This window comes from Micromonospora sp. WMMD1082 (assembly GCF_029626175.1).
GTDB lineage: Bacteria > Actinomycetota > Actinomycetes > Mycobacteriales > Micromonosporaceae > Micromonospora.
The window spans coordinates 1,888,222-1,905,546 of the sequence record NZ_JARUBM010000002.1; the positions used below are offsets into that span (position 1 = coordinate 1,888,222).

At 74.2% G+C, this 17,325-nt stretch carries 17 protein-coding genes and 1 riboswitch; of the genes, 5 read left to right on the forward strand and 12 right to left on the reverse strand.

Going from position 1 to position 17,325, the window contains the following annotated elements:
* Positions 1 to 61: 61 nt before the first annotated feature.
* The 4 genes from O7615_RS08835 to O7615_RS08850 all read left to right on the forward strand — a co-directional run bounded on the left by O7615_RS08835 (position 62) and on the right by O7615_RS08850 (position 4,793).
* On the forward strand, positions 62 to 847 hold the full coding sequence (locus O7615_RS08835) for an ABC transporter ATP-binding protein (RefSeq protein ID WP_278176893.1): 786 nt from the start codon (positions 62 to 64) through the stop codon (positions 845 to 847).
* Positions 848 to 852: 5 nt separating this feature from the next.
* Positions 853 to 1,797: an LLM class F420-dependent oxidoreductase gene (locus O7615_RS08840; protein WP_278182025.1), complete on the forward strand. Its 945-nt coding sequence runs from the start codon at positions 853 to 855 to the stop codon at positions 1,795 to 1,797.
* Positions 1,794 to 2,123, forward strand: coding sequence for a cupin (locus O7615_RS08845; RefSeq protein WP_278176895.1), 330 nt, complete (start codon positions 1,794 to 1,796; stop codon positions 2,121 to 2,123). Before O7615_RS08840 ends, O7615_RS08845 begins: the two co-directional genes overlap by 4 nt.
* A gap of 363 nt (positions 2,124 to 2,486) precedes the next feature.
* The gene (locus O7615_RS08850) at positions 2,487 to 4,793 is read left to right on the forward strand and encodes a hypothetical protein (RefSeq protein ID WP_278176896.1); all 2,307 of its coding nucleotides are present in this window, start codon (positions 2,487 to 2,489) and stop codon (positions 4,791 to 4,793) included.
* A 120-nt stretch (positions 4,794 to 4,913) separates the two neighbouring features.
* Here O7615_RS08850 and thiC read toward each other — a convergent pair whose 3' ends face one another.
* From thiC to O7615_RS08900, 10 genes are all read right to left on the reverse strand, one after another.
* Entirely contained in the window at positions 4,914 to 6,506 is a 1,593-nt protein-coding gene (thiC, locus tag O7615_RS08855) for a phosphomethylpyrimidine synthase ThiC (RefSeq protein ID WP_278176897.1), read from the reverse strand.
* A 14-nt stretch (positions 6,507 to 6,520) separates the two neighbouring features.
* Entirely contained in the window at positions 6,521 to 7,309 is a 789-nt protein-coding gene (thiD, locus tag O7615_RS08860; protein ID WP_278176899.1) for a bifunctional hydroxymethylpyrimidine kinase/phosphomethylpyrimidine kinase, read from the reverse strand.
* A 45-nt stretch (positions 7,310 to 7,354) separates the two neighbouring features.
* Positions 7,355 to 8,176 (reverse strand): thiamine phosphate synthase, encoded by an 822-nt coding sequence (locus O7615_RS08865; RefSeq protein WP_347405121.1) that lies wholly within the window; start codon positions 8,174 to 8,176, stop codon positions 7,355 to 7,357.
* A gap of 110 nt (positions 8,177 to 8,286) precedes the next feature.
* Positions 8,287 to 9,072, reverse strand: a complete 786-nt coding sequence (locus O7615_RS08870) for a thiazole synthase (RefSeq protein WP_278176901.1) — start codon at positions 9,070 to 9,072, stop codon at positions 8,287 to 8,289.
* Positions 9,073 to 9,077: 5 nt separating this feature from the next.
* Positions 9,078 to 9,278 (reverse strand): sulfur carrier protein ThiS, encoded by a 201-nt coding sequence (thiS, locus tag O7615_RS08875; protein ID WP_278176902.1) that lies wholly within the window; start codon positions 9,276 to 9,278, stop codon positions 9,078 to 9,080.
* Positions 9,269 to 10,462, reverse strand: coding sequence for a glycine oxidase ThiO (gene thiO, locus O7615_RS08880; protein ID WP_278176903.1), 1,194 nt, complete (start codon positions 10,460 to 10,462; stop codon positions 9,269 to 9,271). Before thiO ends, thiS begins: the two co-directional genes overlap by 10 nt.
* Positions 10,456 to 11,082, reverse strand: coding sequence for a thiamine phosphate synthase (thiE, locus tag O7615_RS08885; protein WP_278176904.1), 627 nt, complete (start codon positions 11,080 to 11,082; stop codon positions 10,456 to 10,458). Before thiE ends, thiO begins: the two co-directional genes overlap by 7 nt.
* A riboswitch (TPP riboswitch) is annotated at positions 11,077 to 11,186 on the reverse strand. Its footprint overlaps the gene before it by 6 nt.
* A 61-nt stretch (positions 11,187 to 11,247) precedes the next feature.
* Positions 11,248 to 12,198 carry an aldo/keto reductase gene (locus tag O7615_RS08890; RefSeq protein ID WP_278182026.1) on the reverse strand — a complete coding sequence of 317 codons (951 nt, stop codon included), beginning with the start codon at positions 12,196 to 12,198 and terminating at the stop codon, positions 11,248 to 11,250.
* A 28-nt stretch (positions 12,199 to 12,226) separates the two neighbouring features.
* Positions 12,227 to 13,906 (reverse strand): ATP-binding cassette domain-containing protein, encoded by a 1,680-nt coding sequence (locus O7615_RS08895; RefSeq protein WP_278176905.1) that lies wholly within the window; start codon positions 13,904 to 13,906, stop codon positions 12,227 to 12,229.
* A 47-nt stretch (positions 13,907 to 13,953) separates the two neighbouring features.
* The gene (locus tag O7615_RS08900; protein WP_278176906.1) at positions 13,954 to 14,559 is read right to left on the reverse strand and encodes a methyltransferase; all 606 of its coding nucleotides are present in this window, start codon (positions 14,557 to 14,559) and stop codon (positions 13,954 to 13,956) included.
* 129 nt (positions 14,560 to 14,688) lie between these two features.
* On the opposite strand from O7615_RS08900, the gene O7615_RS08905 reads away from it, so the two are divergent.
* Complete coding sequence (locus tag O7615_RS08905; RefSeq protein ID WP_278176907.1) at positions 14,689 to 15,789, forward strand: hypothetical protein; 1,101 nt, start codon at positions 14,689 to 14,691, stop codon at positions 15,787 to 15,789.
* A gap of 41 nt (positions 15,790 to 15,830) precedes the next feature.
* On the opposite strand, the gene truA is transcribed toward O7615_RS08905, so the two are convergent.
* Positions 15,831 to 16,661: a tRNA pseudouridine(38-40) synthase TruA gene (gene truA, locus O7615_RS08910; protein WP_278176908.1), complete on the reverse strand. Its 831-nt coding sequence runs from the start codon at positions 16,659 to 16,661 to the stop codon at positions 15,831 to 15,833.
* Positions 16,662 to 16,743: 82 nt separating this feature from the next.
* Positions 16,744 to 17,304, reverse strand: coding sequence for a 50S ribosomal protein L17 (gene rplQ, locus O7615_RS08915; protein WP_278176909.1), 561 nt, complete (start codon positions 17,302 to 17,304; stop codon positions 16,744 to 16,746).
* Positions 17,305 to 17,325: the final 21 nt, after the last annotated feature.

Genomic DNA, 17,325 nt, shown 5'->3' on the forward strand with positions numbered 1-17,325 from the left:
GGGTGAAGGCCGATAGCCTTTGGCAGGTTCCTGACCACTCAGTCAGCGGGAGGCCCGCCCGATGATCCGCCTGTCCGGGGTGTCGCGCACCTTCGACGGCCGTACCGGCCGGGTCGAAGCGCTGCGCGGCATCGACCTCGACGTGGGCGACGGCGAGTTCGTCGCAGTGCTCGGCCGCTCGGGGTGCGGCAAGTCCACCCTGCTGCGGCTGATCGCCGGCCTCATCCCGGTCACCGCCGGCGAGGTGGCCGTGGGTGGCACGCCGGTCACCGGGCCACGCCAGGACATCGCCATGCTGTTCCAGCGGCCGGCCCTGCTCCCGTGGCGCACCGTGCTGGACAATGTCCTGCTGCCGGTGGAGATATTCGGCTGGAAGCGCGCCGATCACCGGGACCGGGCGCGGGACCTGCTCGAGGTGGCCGGGCTGGCCGGCTTCGAGAAGCGGCTGCCGCACGAGCTGTCCGGCGGCATGCAGCAGCGGGTCTCCCTCTGCCGCTCGCTGATCGGCGACCCCCGGGTGATGCTGATGGACGAACCCTTCTCCGCGCTCGACGCGCTCACCCGCGAGGAGCTGGCCGGGGAGTTGCAGCGGGTGCACATGCGCACCGGCGCCACCGTGGTCTTCGTCACCCACTCCATCGACGAGGCGGTGCTGCTCGCCGACCGGGTGGTGGTGCTCAGTCCGCGACCCGGCCGGGTCCGCAAGATCGTCGAGGTGGCCATCCCCCGGCCCCGCACCCTCGGTCGCAACGCCCACCTGGCGGACGTCGCCCGGGTCAGTGCCGACCTGCACGAACTGCTGATGGAACGCGACCAGCCAGCGGCCGCCGGCGCGGAAGGGCGATGAGTAGCATGCGGGTGGCCGTCTTCACGGAGCCGCACCGGGGCGCCAGCTACGACGACCAGCTGCGGTTCGCCCGGCTCGCCGAGGACGGCGGTTTCGACGGATTCTTCCGCGCCGACCACTACCAGGCCATGGGTGACGAGCCGGCGCTGCCCGGCCCGACCGACGCCTGGCTGACGCTGGCCGCGCTCGCCCGGGAGACCAGCCGGATCCGGCTGGGCACGCTGGTCACCTCGGCGACCTTCCGGCTGCCCGGCCCGCTGGCCGTGATGGTGGCCCAGGTCGACCAGATGAGCGGCGGCCGGGTCGAGCTGGGCATCGGCGCCGGCTGGTACGCCCGGGAGCACGCCTCGTACGGCATCCCGTTCCCCGGCACCAGCGAACGCTTCGACCGGCTCGCCGAGCAGCTCGACGTGATCACCGGACTCTGGGGCACCCCGTCGGGCGGGACGTTCAGCTACACCGGCGACCACTACCGGCTCACCGACTCACCGGCCCTGCCCAAGCCGGTGCAGACCCCCGGGCCGCCGGTGATCGTCGGCGGACGCGGCCCCAAGCGCACCCCGGAGCTGGCCGCCCGCTACGCCGACGAGTTCAACGTGCCCTTCACCAGCATCGAACAGACCACCGAGGCGTACGAGCGGGTACGTGAGGCGTGTCACCGGGTCGATCGCACCGGTGACCGGCCGCTGACGCTCTCCGCCGGGATCGTGGTGGCGATCGGGCGTACCGACGCCGAGGCCCGGCGGCGGGCGGCACCGCTGCACGTCAAGAGCGCCCTGCCGCCGGAGGACCCGGTGGTCGGCTCGCCGGAGCAGTTGGTCGACCGGATCGGCGAGTTCGCGGCGATCGGCACCGCCCGGGTGCACCTGCGCCTGATCGACATCACCGACCTGGACCACCTGGAACTCATCGCCGCCGAGGTGCTTCCCCGACTGGACGGAACCCGATGACCGACACGCCGCTCGACCTCCACGCGCCCGGCCAGGAGCCCACCCTCGGTCCGGTGGGGCAGGAGATCGTCTTCGAGAACGACCGGGTCCGGGTGTGGCACATCCGGCTGGAGCCGGGCGAGCGGCAGCCGCTGCACCGGCACGACCATCCCTACCTCGTGGTGGCCGTCCAGGGTGCGAAGAACGTCGTACAGACCATCGACGGGACCAGGATCGACGCCGACGAGCCGACCGGCGGGGTGGTCTACCGCGATCCGGGTGCCGTGCACATGCTGACCAACGTCGGCGACACGACTTACCTGGCCCGGCTGGTCGAACTCAAGTAGACCCGTCGGTTTCTCGCGGGCGCATCGGCCGGCGACGGTTGCCCGCCGGACAACCATCAGCGCATCCGCAGCGCGGCGGCGCGGGCTCCGCGTCCAGATCTTGGACAGTTTCCGTTAGCGCTGAACGGAAACTGTCCAAGATCTCGCGTCCGCATCTCATCCTTCGAGACGCAAGAAGGGCCCGGCCCTCCGAACACGGGAAGCCGGGCCTTCGTCTCGTTCAGCCTTCACTTATGAAACCCACTCACGTCGGGTCGCTCCGGGAGATCCACCACAGACCACACCACCCGCCGCGAGCAGGTACTACGGCCTCCCACGGCGTGCCGGTGGCGATCGGTGGCGGCGGACCGTAACGTGCCGGTCATGGCCCATCGGACCTCGATCCGACTACTGTTCACGGCGCTCGGCGTCAGCCTGCTGGCCGGTGCCGGCCAGCTCGGCCTCGCCTTCGGCTTCGGCATAGTCCGGCTCACCGGCACCTTCACCGGGGTGAGCGTCAACCAGTGGCCCGCCCAGCTCGTCTGGGCCGGCTGGTTCGCGACGAACGCCGCCGTCATCGGTGCCGTCCTCACCGAGCGGCTGGCCCGCCACGACGGACGGCTCACCGGCACCACCCGGCAGCTGGCCGTCGCGGGCGGCGCCGCCCTGGGCGCCACGGTCGTGGCGCCCCTGTGCATGCAGCCGGCCCGCAGCGCCGAACTCATCTCGGTGGACCCGGTCTGGGCCGTCGCCATCTGCGCCGGTCTCGGCGCGGTGATCGGCGCGGGCGCGGCGCTGGCCGTGCTGGTACGGCCACCATTCGCGTGGAACATGGCCGCGGTGGCCGCGGTGGTGTGGCTGCTCGCGCTGCTGTCGGTCCTCCCGTCGCTGGGCGCGAGCGGGCCGCTGACCCCGGTACGCCTCGGCGTGCTGGAGCCGGCATGGCTCTCCGCCGACGCCGCGCAGCGACTGGCGCTGCTGATCCTGCCGCTGGTGACCCTGCTGGCCGGAGCGGCGACCGCGGCCCTGGCCCGGCGGCGTGGGCATCCCCCGCTGGTCAGCGGGCCGAGCGGGGCCGCCGGTCCGGTGCTGGTCGCGTTCGCCTATCTCGCCGCCGGTCCCGGCGACGCCGGCGACCGTTACCAGCTCACGCCCTACTACGGCGCGCTGATCGCGGTCGTCGTCGGCGCGCTCGGTTCGGCCGCCGCGGCACTGCTGCCCTGGGCGGCCGGTGAGCGGCCCGCCACCGGGACCGCCATCGAGCCGACCGACATCCTCCAACCACTGCCCGCGACCCCCGCCCTGCCCTCGGCAGCCCACGCTCCCGCCGGCACCGAATCCACCACCGACTCGGTCATCGTCGTCAGCGGCGACACCGGCGCGGGCCCAGCCTCCGACGGCGCGCCCGCCCGCGCCAACCCGCACGCCACCGGTGTCGAGGACGCCCCTCCCCCACACTGGCACTGGCCGGCTGCCCGCACCGACGCACCCACCGCCACAACCGAACCGGACACCGGCGCCACCGCCACCCCGGCCCCGGCCGCCGCTGCGCCGGCAGACGTACCGGCAAACGGCGGTCGACCCGACGGCGGCACACCGGCCGGAGACAGCGTGCAGGCCACCAACGGCGGGCAGGCCACGAACAGCGGGCAGGCCACCGACGGCGGACAGGCCACCAAAGCCGCGCGGTCCGCGGACAACGCGCAGGCCGCGAACGGCGGGCAGGCGGGCGAGGCGGCGGCGGGAACGGGGCGGGGTTCCGAGCCGGCGAGCGGCCAGTCACCGGTCGGCGACGGCAGCGACATCCGGCCGGTGGTTCGCGCCACCCAGCCGGCGGAGGAACCTCCGGCTTCTCCCACTCCCACTCGTAAGGCGCCGACGCCCCGGCGTACCGGCAAGCCCCGGACGCCCGCCGCCGCCCCGAGCACGGCCGATGCGCCGGCAGCCGCGGACCCCGCGCCTACCGCGACGACAGACCCCGAACCGGCACCGCTGGCCGGCGCAGCACCGGTGGCCGGCGCTGCACCGGCGGATGGCGTTGCGGGTGACGGAAGCGGGGAGGAGGCGGCACCTCGGCCCCGGCCGCGCTTCCCGATGCCCGACCTCAACCGGGCGACGACCTGGGACGCGTTCACCCCCGCCCACCGGCAACCCGCGCCGCCGGCCAGCGGTGCCCTACCCCCGGCCGACCTGGCCGGCCCGCCCGACACCGACCCGGCCAGCCCGCCCACGGCGGACCCGGCCGGCCCGCCCGACACTGACCTGGCCAGCCCGTCCCCGACCGACCTGGCCGGCCTGCCCGACCCCCGCGCCGCCGAGCCGGCCGAACGGCGAGGCGGCATCGGTTCCGCCGACGCCGGCCCGACCGCCGCTGACCCGGAGGTCACCATCGAACCGGCGGCCACCGCCCGGGACCTGTCGGTCGCCTTCACCAAGCCGCCCGTCGCGCGGGCCGAGGACGTCCAGCCCGACCGCGAACCCGAGAAGGGCCGGCGCGGGCTGTTCCGCCTGGGCAGGTCCCGCTCCGGGGAGGCCGTTGCCACGCCCGAGCGCGACGAGCCGCTGCCGGCCCAGGACGAGGAGTACGTCGACTGGGTGGCCGGGCTCGGCCGGCCCTCGACCGACGACGAGCCCGAGCCGCCGAAACCCCGCCGCTCGCTGCGCTCCACCGGACGGCACCACCGCGACTGACGGCCGGCCACCCACGCACCCGCGGTGATCCGTGGCAGTAGCGGCGTCTCCTGTCCAGCGTGGCGGCTGCTGCTACTGCCGCAGATCGGGAGACGCCCAGATCCCCGCGCTCCGAGAGGATCAGGCCAGCGGTAGGTAGACCCGACCACCGGCGGCGACGAACTCGTCGGACTTGTCCTGCATGCCACGGGCGGCGTACTCCTTGAGATCCTGAGTGATCTTCATGGAGCAGAACTTCGGCCCGCACATCGAGCAGAAGTGCGCGGTCTTCGCCGGCTCGGCGGGCAGCGTCGCGTCGTGGTACGACCGCGCGGTCTCCGGGTCGAGCGAGAGGTTGAACTGGTCGGCCCAGCGGAACTCGAACCGCGCCTTGGAGAGCGCGTCGTCCCAGGCCTGCGCGCCCGGATGCCCCTTCGCGAGGTCCGCCGCGTGCGCCGCGATCTTGTACGCGATCACGCCGGCCTTCACGTCGTCGCGGTCCGGCAGCCCCAGGTGCTCCTTCGGCGTGACGTAGCAGAGCATGGCGGTGCCGAACATGCCGATCATCGCGGCGCCGATGGCCGAGGTGATGTGGTCGTACGCGGGGGCGATGTCGGTGGTCAGTGGGCCGAGCGTGTAGAACGGCGCCTCGTGGCACCACTCCTGCTGGAGGTCCACGTTCTCCTTGATCTTGTGCATCGGCACGTGCCCGGGGCCCTCGATCATCACCTGCACGTCGTACTCCCAGGCGATCTTCGTCAGCTCGCCCAGCGTACGCAGCTCGGCGAACTGCGCCTCGTCGTTGGCGTCCGCGATCGAGCCGGGCCGCAGGCCGTCGCCGAGGGAGAACGTCACGTCGTAACGGGCCAGGATCTCGCACAGTTCCCGGAAGTTGGTGTAGAGGAAGTTCTCCTCGTGGTGCGCCAGACACCAGGCAGCCATGATCGAGCCGCCCCGCGACACGATGCCGGTGACCCGGTCCACCGCCAGCGGCACGTACGGCAGCAGCACCCCGGCGTGCACGGTCATGTAGTCCACGCCCTGCTCGGCCTGCTCGACGACGGTGTCCCGGAACACCTCCCAGCTCAGCTTTACCGGGTCGCCACCGACCTTCTCCAGCGCCTGGTAGATCGGTACCGTCCCGATCGGCACCGGCGAGTTCCGCACGATCGCCTCGCGCGTCTCGTGGATCCGCTTGCCGGTGGACAGGTCCATCACCGTGTCCGCGCCCCACCGGGTGGCCCAGGTCAGCTTCTCCACCTCCTCGGCCACCGACGAGGTCACGGCCGAGGTGCCGATGTTGGCGTTGACCTTGACCAGGAACGCCTTGCCGATGATCGCCGGCTCGCACTCCGGGTGGTTGACGTTGAGCGGCAGCACCGCCCGCCCGGCCGCGATCTCGTCCCGGACGAACTCCGGCGCCATGCCCTCCCGTACCGCGACGAACTCCATCTCCGGCGTGACGATGCCGGCCCGCGCGTACGCGAGCTGCGTCGGCCGCTTCCCGCCCGCCCCGGCCAGCGGGGTGCCGGCACCCCGTACCGGCGCCACGTCGCCCCGCTCGGCGATCCACGGTCCGCGCAGCGGCGACAGCCCGACCTCCGGGTCCGAGCCCGGGCCGGAGGTGTCGTAGAGCCGCACCGGCGGGTTGTCCCCGGTCAGCTCCACCTCCGCGAACGGCACCCGGATGTCCGGCCGGGATCCCTCGACGTACACCTTGCGACGTGCCTGCATGACAGCCTCCCTGATCAGGCGGACCAGCCGAAGTGGTCCATCGGTCCGCGTCCCGCGCCCAGCTCCCAGTTCCGCGCGCCGGTCAGCGCGCGGGTCACGTACTCCTTCGCCGCCGCGACCGCCGCCGGCACCGGATCGCCCAGCGCCAGCCGCACCGCGACGGCCGCCGAGAACGAACATCCGGTCCCGTGCGTGTGCCGCGTCGGCACCCGGGGGGCGCGCAGCACGTCGGTCCCGTCCGGGCCGTGCAGCACGTCCACCGCCTCCTCACCGGCATCCACGTCACCGCCGGTGACGATCACCCACTCCGGCCCGCCGGCCGCCAGGGCCCGCGCCGCCACCGCCATCTCCGCCACAGTGGTCACCGCGGCCCCGGTGAGGGCCGCGGCCTCCGCGCTGTTCGGCGTCGCCACCCGGGCGTACGGCAGCAGCCGCTCCACCGCCTCCACCACACCGAGCCGATGCCCGCTGGTGGCCACCAGCACCGGATCGACGACCAGCTGCGGCAGCCGGCCGGCGGCAGCCGCGTCGGCCACCGCCCCCGCCACGGCCGGGGTGCCGAGCATCCCGGTCTTCACCGCCCGCACCGCGAAGTCCGACAGCACGCTGTCGAGCTGCTCGGTCACCGTCTGCGGGGGCAGCGGCAGCACCGCGTCCACGCCCCGGGTGTTCTGCGCGGTGACCGCGGTGAGGACGCTCGTGCCGTACGCGCCGAGGGCGGCGAAGACCTTCAGGTCGGCCTGGATTCCGGCACCACCGCCGGAATCCGAGCCGGCGACGGTGAGCACGGTGGTGGGGGTCACGTCACTTCCTCTTCGCTTGTCGGGCTGCTGTTCTTCGGTCGCGGTCTAGGGCTTCGGCCTTCGCGGCGGCGTGGTTGCGGGTTGGGGCGGCGGCCGACCGTGCCCACTCCGGGCGGTCAGGCTTGATCCCTCCGTGGGCACGGTCGGCCGCCGCCCTGACGTGGTCGATGCCGTCGGCGACCTTCCGGTTGTCCGGTCAAGGGCTGCCGTCCGAGGATCCGGCGTGGGGTGGGGGGTCAGCGGATCCGGTGTGGCTGCCTCTTGGAAGGCTTTGGTGAGGGCGGCGGCGGTTTCTTGGGGGTCATCCGAGCGCATGACGGCGCCGAGGACGGCGACTCCGGTGGCGCCCGCCTCGACGCAGGCGCGTACCTGGGCGGGGGTTTCGAGGCCGCCCAGGGCCAGGGCCGGCACGGGGCTGCTCCGGATCAGCTCGGCGAGGCCCTCGGGTCGCAGGGGTGGGCCGTAGCCGGGCTTTGTCCTGGTCGGATAGACCGGCGAGAGGGTGACATAGTCCTCGGTGGTGAGTCGGCGCAGCTCCGCCTCGTCGTGGCAGGACCGACCGACCAGGTCGGCGGCGGGCGGCGGGTAGGGGCCGGCCGCCGACAGGTGCAGCGCGACCGGTGACCAGCCCACCGAGAAGGCATCAGGCGCGGCGAGCAGCGGGTCGGGGCCGGCGACGATGAGGGTGCCGCCGGCCTCGGCCAGGATCGGCCGCAGCTCGGTGGCGAGGGCGAGGCGTTCGGCCCGGGGCAGGTCCTTCTCCCGCAGCACCACCCACCGCACTCCCCCGGCCACCGCCCCCGCCACCACCCGGACCAACCCCGCCACCCCACCCAGCCGACCCACCCCGCTGCGCCCACCCGCCACTCCCCGCCGATCCGTCAGCACGACGACGCCGGAGGGCAGCGGGATCGTGGTACGCGACGGCCCTCCACGGGGCGGTTTCGCACCAAGGTCGGCAAGGTTGCGCTGGGCGGTCACAGGTCGGGGCGGCCTTCGTCGGGGGTGGAGGGGAGGGCGTGGAAGCGGTGCGGGATGCGGCCGGCGCCGTGGGCGAGCCGTCCGGCCTCGATCGCGTACCGCATCGCGGTGGCCATCGCCACCGGGTCCGCCGCGCGGGTCACCGCGCTGGCCAGCAGCACCGCGTCGCAGCCCAGCTCCATGGCCAGGGCCGCGTCGGAGGCGGTGCCGATGCCCGCGTCCAGGATCACCGGGACGTCGACGTCCTGCCGGATGAGCCGGATGTGGTGCGGATTGTTGATCCCCAGGCCGGACCCGATGGGCGCGCCGGCCGGCATCACCGCCGCGCAGCCGACGTCGGCGAGGCGCCGTGCCAGCACCGGATCGTCCGAGGTGTACGGCAGCACGGTGAACCCGTCGTCGACGAGTTCCTCGGCGGCGCGCAGCAGCTCCACCCCGTCGGGCAGCAGCGTGCGCTCGTCGCCGATCACCTCCAGCTTGACCCAGTCGGTCTCGAACGCGTCCCGGGCCAGCCGGGCCACCTTCACCGCCTCGCCGGCCGTGTAGCAGCCGGCCGTGTTGGGCAGCAGCCGTACGCCGCACCGGGCGAGCAGATCCAGCAGCCCGCCGGAGCCGCCCGGCCCGGTCTCCACCCGGCGCAACGCCAGGGTGACCAGCTCGGTGCCGGACGCCCGGATCGCCTGCTCCAGCACGTGCAGGTTGGCCGCGCCGCCGGTGCCCAGGATCAGCCGGGAACCGAAGCGTACGCCGCCCAGCTCGAAGCCCGCCGATGCGCCGTCCAACCGGCTCACCCGCCCTGGGCGGCGCTGAGCACCTCGACCCGGTCGCCGCCGCGCAGCACGGCCGCCGGCCAGCCGGTACGCGGCACCACCTCACCGTTCACCGCCACCGCCACGCCCCGCTGCTGGCCGGTCACGTCCCGGACCAGGTCGGCGACCGTGAGCCCGTCCGGCAGGCTGCGCCCGACACCGTTCACCGTCAGTTCCACGAGTCATCCTCCGTCGAGTGCGCGGGCGTGGTGGCAGCGCCGGCCGCCACCGGCACGGCGTCCCCCGTGGTGGCGAACCGGTCCGGCCGGAAGGGGGCGAGCAGCGGGTCGGGGCCACCCCCGGTGACCAGATCGGCGATCAGGTCCGCGGTGACCGGGGTGAGCACGATCCCGTGCCGGTGGTGGCCGGTGGCGACCAGCACGCCCGGGTGGCCCGGCAACGGGCCGAGGATCGGGGCGTTGTCCGGCGTACCGGGGCGCAGCCCCGCCACCGTCTCCACCAGGTCGTACTCGGCGAGTTCGGGCAGCAGGTCGACGGCGGCGCGCAGCAGCCGCAGCACCGCCCCGGCGGAGACGTCCAGATCGGAGCGCTCCTCGACGGTGGCGCCGACCACCACCTCACCGCTGTCCCGGGGGACCAGGTAGACGTGCTCGCCGTCTGCGTACCCCCGGATCACGTGCCGGAAGCCCGGCCGGCCGCCACCGGGCGCGCGCAGCCGCAGCACCTGACCCTTCACCGGCCGGACCGGCAGCCCGGTGAGGACGGCGGCGCCACAGCCGGCGGCGACCACCGTGACGCCGGCCCTGACCTCGCGTAGCCGGCGCACCGGCTCGGCGACCAGCACCGCCCCGGCCCGCTCGGCCGCGAGCCGCAGCGCCGGCACCAGCCGGCGCGGATCGACCTGATGGTCGGTGGCGGCGAGCGCGCCGCCCCGCAGCCGGGGTGCCAGCCCCGGCTCACGCTCGCGCAGCTGCGCGGGGCGCAGCGGCGTCACCGGCAACCCCAGCCCCTGCTGGTACGCCCAGAGCCGGCGCGCCTCGGCCAGGTCATCCGAGGTCAGCCCGACCACCAGCGTGCCCTCGGTCCGGTAGCCGAGGTCGGCGCCGGTCGCCTCGGCCAGCTCGGCCGCGAACCCGGGCCAGCGCCCGGCGGATTCGGTGAGCAGAGCGGTCAGCTCCCGCTCGCCGAAGTACGCCTCGGCCACCGGCGCCAGCATCCCGGCGGCCACGTGCGAGGCACCCGACCCGGGCGCCGGATCGTGCACGACCACCCGCAGCCCGCGCGCCGCGCACCGCCAGGCGATCGCCAGCCCGACCGGCCCCGCCCCCACCACCGCGACATCCGGTGCGACGAAGGGCCCCCGGTCAACGCCTCCGGCAGCGGAGGGGCCCCCGGTCAACACGCCAGCGCCCCGATCAGCTCGGTGGCGGCGCGGGCGGGGTCGGCGGCTCCGGAGAGCGCGCCGACCACCGCCACCCCGTACGCGCCGGCGGCCCGCAACGCGGGCACGTCCGCCGCCGTCACTCCCCCGATGGCGATCACCGGTACGCCGACCGCCTCGGCCACCGCCCGGATGCCGGGCACCCCGATCGCCGGTGGCAGCCCGTCCTTGGTGGTGGTGGCGTGACAGGGGCCCACGCCCAGGTAGCTCGCGCCGGCGGCGACCGCCTCGACCGCCGCACCCGGTTCCCGGGCGGTGGCACCCAGCACGGCGGCCGGGCCGAGCACCCGACGGGCCGCCGCGACCGGCAGGTCGTCCGCGCCGACGTGGCCACCGGCCGCGCCCGCCGCCAGCGCCACGTCCAGCCGGTCGTTGACCAGGCAGGTCACCCCGTACGGCGCGCAGAGGTCGAGCACCCGCCGGGTCAGGTCGTACGCCTGCCGGTCGGTCGCGGTGTCCTCGACCCGGACCTGCACCACGAGTTCGGGGGCGGCCACCAGCAGGGCGGCCCGCAGCACGGCGAGCGGATCCCGACCGGGCCGGGTGTCGGTGATCAGATGCAGTCGTCCCAGGGACGGCACGGCAACGCTCCTCCCTGCGCCGGCATTACCCGGATCAGGTTCGACGGTCGGGGGCTCACAGCCCCCCTCTCAGCCCGGTCGACCGGGCTCCCGTGGGTTACTTGCGTGTCACCGTACGGCAGATCCGCCGGCCTGCCAAGGCGGGCTCCCCGCCGACCCGGGTGGCTACCGGTCGAGCACCTCGCGCAGGGCCTTCAGGTCGGCCTCGCTGGGCTGCCAGGCACCGGCCTCGGCGTTGGCCCGCACCTGCTCGGCGGTGGTGGCACCGGCGATGACCGAGGTGACCGCCGGCTGGGCGGCCAGCCCGCCGATCGCCACGTGCAGCATCGACACGCCCCGCTCGGCGGCGTACGCCTCGATGCCCTCGATGGTGTCCCAGTCGGCGGCGGCAAGGCGCTGGGCGTACCGGCCACCGCCGGCGAGGCGGCTGCCGGCGGGCGGGGCCTCGCCGCGCTGGTACTTGCCGGTGAGCAGCCCGTTGGCGAGCGGGAAGAACGGCAGCATGCCGAGGCCGAACCGCTCGCACGCGGGCAGCACCTCGATCTCGGCGTCCCGGTTGAGCAGGCTGTAGTGGTTCTGCGCGCTGACGAAGCGGGTCAGCCCCCGGGTCTTCGCCGTCCAGTCGGCGTCGGCGATCTGCCAGCCGGTGAAGTTGGAGTTGCCCAGATAGCGCACCTTGCCGGCCCGCACCAGGTCGTCCAGGGCGGACAGCGTCTCGTCGATCGGGGTGCCCGGGTCCGGCTCGTGGAACTGGTACAGGTCGATGTAGTCGGTGTCCAGCCGGCGCAGCGACGCTTCGACCGCCCGCACCACGTACCGGCGCGAGCCGCGTACCCCGAAGTCGCGCCCGTTGCCGCCGCCCATCGACATGCCGAACTTGGTCGCCACCACCACGTCGTCCCGGCGGCCCTTGAGGGCCGCGCCGAGCTGCGCCTCCGACGCCCCGTGCGGCTCGCCATAGATGTCGGCGGTGTCGAAGAAGTTGATCCCGACGTCGAGGGCCGCGTCGACCACCGCGTGGGTACCATCGAGGTCGAGTTTGCGGCCGAAGTTGTTGCAGCCGATCCCCACCACGGACACCACGAGCCCGGAGTCGCCCAGCCGGCGATAGGTCATCTCAGTCACGAGATCAACCATATGTCGATCACCCGACGTCCCACACCGGCTCGTCCGTCTCCACCACCTCGCCGTCGCCCCGGAACAGCAGGAAGCGGTCGAAGGTCCGGGTGAACCAGCGGTCGTGGGTCACCGCCACCACCGTCCCGGAGAAGGCGGCCAGCCCGGCCTCCAGCGCCTCGGCCGAGGCCAGGTCGAGGTTGTCCGTCGGCTCGTCGAGCAGCAGCATGGTCGCCCCGGACAGCTCCAGCAGTAGCACCAGGAAGCGGGCCTGCTGCCCGCCGGAGAGCGTGCCGAACCGCTGGTCGCCCTGCCCGGCCAGCTCGTACCGGCTCAGCGCGGCCATGGCCGCGTGCCGGTCCATGCCGGCCCGGTGCTCGTCCCCCCGCCAGAGGATCTCGACCAGCGTCTTCGCCGTCAGCTCCGGCCGGTCGTGGGTCTGGGAGAAGTGGCCGGGCCGCACCCGCGCGCCGAGCCGGGCCACCCCGCCGTGCGCCACCGGTGCGAGCGCCGCCGCCGCGTCGACCGGCCCGTTCGCCGGGTCCGGATCCGTGCCGCCCCGGGCCAGCAGGCGCAGGAAGTGGGACTTGCCGGTGCCGTTGGCACCGAGCACCGCGACCCGGTCGCCGAACCACACCTCCAGCTCGAAGGGGTAGGTCAGGCCGTCGAGTTCCAGCTGCTCGCAGACCAGCGCCCGCTTGCCGGTCCGCCCGCCGGCCAGCCGCATCCGGATGTCCTGCTCCTTCGGCGGTACGGGGGGTGGCCCGGCCTCCTCGAACTTGCGCAGCCGGGTCTGCGCCGACTGGTACCGCGAGGCCATGTCGGAGTTGTACGCAGCCTTCTGCTTGTACATCAGCATCTGCTCGCGCAGCTTCTGGTGCTCCTCGTCCCACCGTTTGCGCCTCTCGTCGAGGCGGGCGTGGCGGGCTACCCGGGCGGAGTGCCAGTCCGCGAAGCCGCCCGGGTGTACCCAGGCACTGCCGCCCTCCACGGCGACCACCCGGTCGGCGGTACGCGCCAGCAACTCCCGATCGTGGGAGACGTAGAGCACCGACTTGGCCGATTCCCGCAGCCGTGCCTCCAGCCAGCGTTTGCCCGGCACGTCGAGGAAGTTGTCCGGCTCGTCGAGCAGCAGCACCTCCTCGGTGCCGCGCAGCAGCAGTTCGAGCGCGAAGCGTTTCTGCTGGCCGCCGGAGAGGGTGCGGACCGGGCGGTGCCGGGCGGTGTCCCACGGCAGGTCGAGCACGATGGTGGCGACCGTGTCGAAGAGCACCTCGGCGTCGTACCCGCCGGTCTCGCCCCAGGCGGCCAGCGCGTCGGCGTACGCCAGCTGGGCCTTGCCGGCGGCGGTGCTGTACTTGCCGCGCAGCTCGGCCGCGCGCATGGCCGCCTCGGTCTCGACCAGCCGCCGGCCGGCGTCGCGCAGCGCCGGCGGGGCGAGCGACAGGGCCAGGTCGGCCAGGGTCGACTCGTCACCGATCATGCCGATGAACTGGCGCATCACTCCCAGCCCGCCGGTACGCGCGATCGCGCCGGTGTGCACCGGCAGGTCACCGGCGACCATCCGCAGCAGCGTGGTCTTGCCGGCGCCGTTCGGCCCGACCAGCGCCACCTTGGCGCCCTCGCCGACCCGGAACGACACGTCGGTGAAGAGTTCCCGCCCGTCCGGCAGGACATGCCCGACCGCCGCCACGTCCACATATCCCACCCGGGCATCCTGCCCGAGCGGGACCGGCCGGCCAACCGATTACCCGGTCAGCGGGTGACGCGGAGCACCCGGAAGCCCTTCTGGCTGGCATGCCGGCCGACCTGCCAGCCCTGCTCGACCAGCCAGCGCTGCAAGGAGTCACCGCCGAGATGACGGGCCACCACGAGCCAGGCCACCCCCTCCGGTGCCAGTCGGGGCAGCCAGCGCAGCAGCATCTGGTGCAGCTCGTCCTTGCCGATCCGGATCGGCGGGTTGGACCAGATCTGCGCGAAGCCCAGGTCGGCGGGCACCTCCTCGGGGGCCGCCACGTGCACCCGGCCGGCCACACCGAGCCCGGTCGCGTTCGCGGCCGCCAGCTCCCGGGCCCGCTCGTTGACGTCCACCGCCCAGATCGTCGCGGCGGGCGCGACGGTGGCGAGTACGCAGGCGATCGGGCCGAAGCCGCAACCGAGGTCGAGCAGGGCGCCGGTGGTGGCGGGATCCGGCAGGGCGGCCTTGCGCAGCAGCACGGCGGTGCCCGGGTCGAGGCGGGAGGCCGAGAAGACCCCGGACGCCGAGGCCAGGGTGTAGTCGCGCCCGGCGACGGTGAACTGCACCTCGCGCGCCTGGGCGGGCGCGTTCGGCTCGGCGGTGAAGTAGTGGTCCCCGGTCACGCCGGCCATTCTCGCACCGGCGCGGATCCGACCCCAGGCACGGGAGTCGCGGCGGATGCGACACGTCCGCCTGCCACGTTTTCTCCGGAATTACCCACTAAAGGGATAAACGTCCTTACTCTGGACAACATGGTATATCGGTACGACTCCGATGAGGACGCCTACGCTCAGTACCGGGGCGACGAGCCCGAGGGTGAGCCGGTCCGGTCCGGCCCACCGCCCCCGGCCGGGCCATCCCCGTCGCGCTTCCCCGCGCCGTCGCTGGCCCGTCCGAACCAGATCGTGCTGCCCTCGTCGGCACCGCCACCCGGTACGGCGCCCATGCCGCCACGGGAACCGGCACCACGACACGAGCCCGTACCGGCAGCGGGCGAGCCGGTGTCGACCGGCGTCGGTGCGGCACCGCCCGAGCCGGGCACGACGACCATCGCGCCGCCGCCGCGTCGCGGTGGCGGCCGGGCCTGGCAGGTGCTGGTCGGCGGCGCCGCCGTGCTGGTGCTGCTCGCCCTCTGCGGCCTCACCGCCGCCACCCTGCTGGACGGTCGGACGTTGATCGGCCAGCAGGCCGCACCCAGCGCCGCGCCGGACACCACCCGTGGCGGCGCGCCCGCCGAGGCGAGCGACCTCGACTCCCGGGACACCGACCAGGCCCCGCTCACCGCGCGGGAGGTCTTCCCCGCCAGCACCCTCGCGATCGGCGACAGCCAGACCGGGTACGAGGTGCTCCGCACCCAGTCCAGCGCCAGTTGTGCGGTGGCCGCCACCGGGGAGGTCGCGGACCTGCTGGTGCGGCTCGGCTGCAACCAGGTCGTCCGGGCCACCCTCCGTGCGCCGGACGGGGACCACCTGGTCACCGCCGGGCTGTTCAACCTCGCCGACCGGTCCAGCGCCGAACGGGCCCGGGACAAGATCCGCCAGGTGCTCGACGAGCGGCAGGGCCGCTTCCGGGGCATGTCGGCAGGCGACGGCACCGAGGTCATCACCACCGCACCGGCCCGGGTCGGCTGGCAGGTACGCGGTCACTACATCGGGTACGCGGTGGTTGCCCGCACCGACGGCGCGACGATCCGCTCCGGCGACACCGGAGTCCGCGAGATCCTCTTCGACCTGCTCGAACAGCACCTGAACCAGGGCGTGCTGGAGCGCCGGGCCGACGGCGGAACGGCGAGCCAGCCGACCGAGCGGCCCTCCGACGGCACCGGCAGCCAGAGCGGGTCCACCGAGGACTGACCCGGTCGACGCGGGAGGCGGGCGCGCCTCGCGCACGCCTCTCAGGTGTCGGCCGGCACCCGCAGCCGCCGGGTCGCCTCGGCCCGGCGCGCGTACCCGGCCGGGTCGTCCGGGTAGCCGACCGCCACCAGGGTCAACCCGTGCGCCGGCGCCACGGTCACCTCGCTGGACCGCTCCCGCCGGGTGAGCAGGCCGGCCGGCCACTCCACCGGCCGGCGGCCGTCCCCGGCCACCAGCATCGCGCCGACCAGGCTGCGCACCATCGCCTGGCAGAACGCGTCTGCCTGCACGGTGGCCACCAGGATTCCGTCGGCGTCCCGCCGCCAGTCCAACCGGGTCACCTCCCGCAGCGTGGTGGCGTTCTCCTTGCGCCGGCAGTACGCGGCGAAGTCGTGCTCCCCCACCAGGCCGGCCGCCGCGGCGGCGAGCCGGTCGAGGTCGAGCACGCGGGGCCAGGCCAGGATCTCGTGCCGGCGCAGCGGGTCCGCGCCCCACGCGGCGTCGGTCACCCGGTACTCGTAGCGGCGGTAGGTGGCCGAGAAACGGGCGTCGAAGGTGGCCGGCACCTCGCTCATCGCCCGGATCCGCACGTCGGCCGGGAGCAGCCGGGCCAGCCGGCGCAGCAGCCGGCCCTCGTGCGCCCGCCAGACCTCGGCGGGCAGGTCGAGGTGGCAGACCTGCCCGGTGGCGTGCACCCCCGCGTCGGTCCGCCCGGCGACGGTCAGCCCGCTCGCGGTGCCGGCACCGAGCACCAGGTCCAGCGTCTCGACCAGCGTCCCGGCCACCGTCCGCCGGTCCGGCTGGGCGGCCCAGCCGGAGAAGTCCGTGCCGTCGTACGCGACATCCAGCCGCAGCCGGGTCCGCTCGTCCACGTCCCACCTCCTCGACGGGTCGGGCCCGGCACCCCGTGGGGATGCCGGGCCCGACGGCCTGGATCAGACCTTGCGGCCTGGATCAGACCTTGCCTTCCTCGGTGGCCAGGTCGCTGTCCTCGCGGGCGGCGGCGGTGTCACCGGAGACCGACTGCGGCGGCTCGGCGTCCTGGTCGGCCGGACGCGAGGCGGGGACCTCGTCGGCCGGGGCCAGCGCCTCGACCTTGTCCTGCTGGGTGGCCTTGCGGGCGGCGGTCTTCTTGTTCGCCCTCGGCTCGGCGACCTGAAGCTCCTCGACCAGCTCGATGATCGCCATCGGCGCGGCGTCACCCTTGCGCGGACCGGTCTTCACGATCCGGGTGTAGCCGCCGTTGCGGTTGGCGTACCGCGGCGCGATCTGGTCGAACAGGGCGTAGACCACGTCCTTGTCCTTGACCACGGTCAGCACCCGGCGACGCGACGCGAGGTCGCCCCGCTTGGCCTTGGTGATCAGCTGCTCGGCGAGCGGGCGCAGCCGCCGGGCCTTGGTCTCGGTGGTCTTGATCTTGCCGTGCTGGAACAGCGAGGTGGCCAGGTTGGCCAGCATCAGCCGCTCGTGCGCGGGGCTGCCGCCGAGGCGGGGGCCCTTGGTGGGCGTGGGCATGCTTGGTGCTCCTCAGGTGTG

Bases quoted from the DNA above. Each gene is read 5' to 3' on its own strand.
- O7615_RS08835 (WP_278176893.1), top strand. From the start codon at position 62: ATGATCCGCCTGTCCGGGGTGTCGCGCACCTTCGACGGCCGTACCGGC.
- O7615_RS08840 (WP_278182025.1), top strand. From the start codon at position 853: ATGCGGGTGGCCGTCTTCACGGAGCCGCACCGGGGCGCCAGCTACGAC.
- O7615_RS08845 (WP_278176895.1), top strand. From the start codon at position 1,794: ATGACCGACACGCCGCTCGACCTCCACGCGCCCGGCCAGGAGCCCACC.
- O7615_RS08850 (WP_278176896.1), top strand. From the start codon at position 2,487: ATGGCCCATCGGACCTCGATCCGACTACTGTTCACGGCGCTCGGCGTC.
- thiC (WP_278176897.1), bottom strand. From the start codon at position 6,506: ATGCAGGCACGTCGCAAGGTGTACGTCGAGGGATCCCGGCCGGACATC.
- O7615_RS08890 (WP_278182026.1), bottom strand. From the start codon at position 12,198: ATGACCTATCGCCGGCTGGGCGACTCCGGGCTCGTGGTGTCCGTGGTG.
- O7615_RS08905 (WP_278176907.1), top strand. From the start codon at position 14,689: ATGGTATATCGGTACGACTCCGATGAGGACGCCTACGCTCAGTACCGG.
- rplQ (WP_278176909.1), bottom strand. From the start codon at position 17,304: ATGCCCACGCCCACCAAGGGCCCCCGCCTCGGCGGCAGCCCCGCGCAC.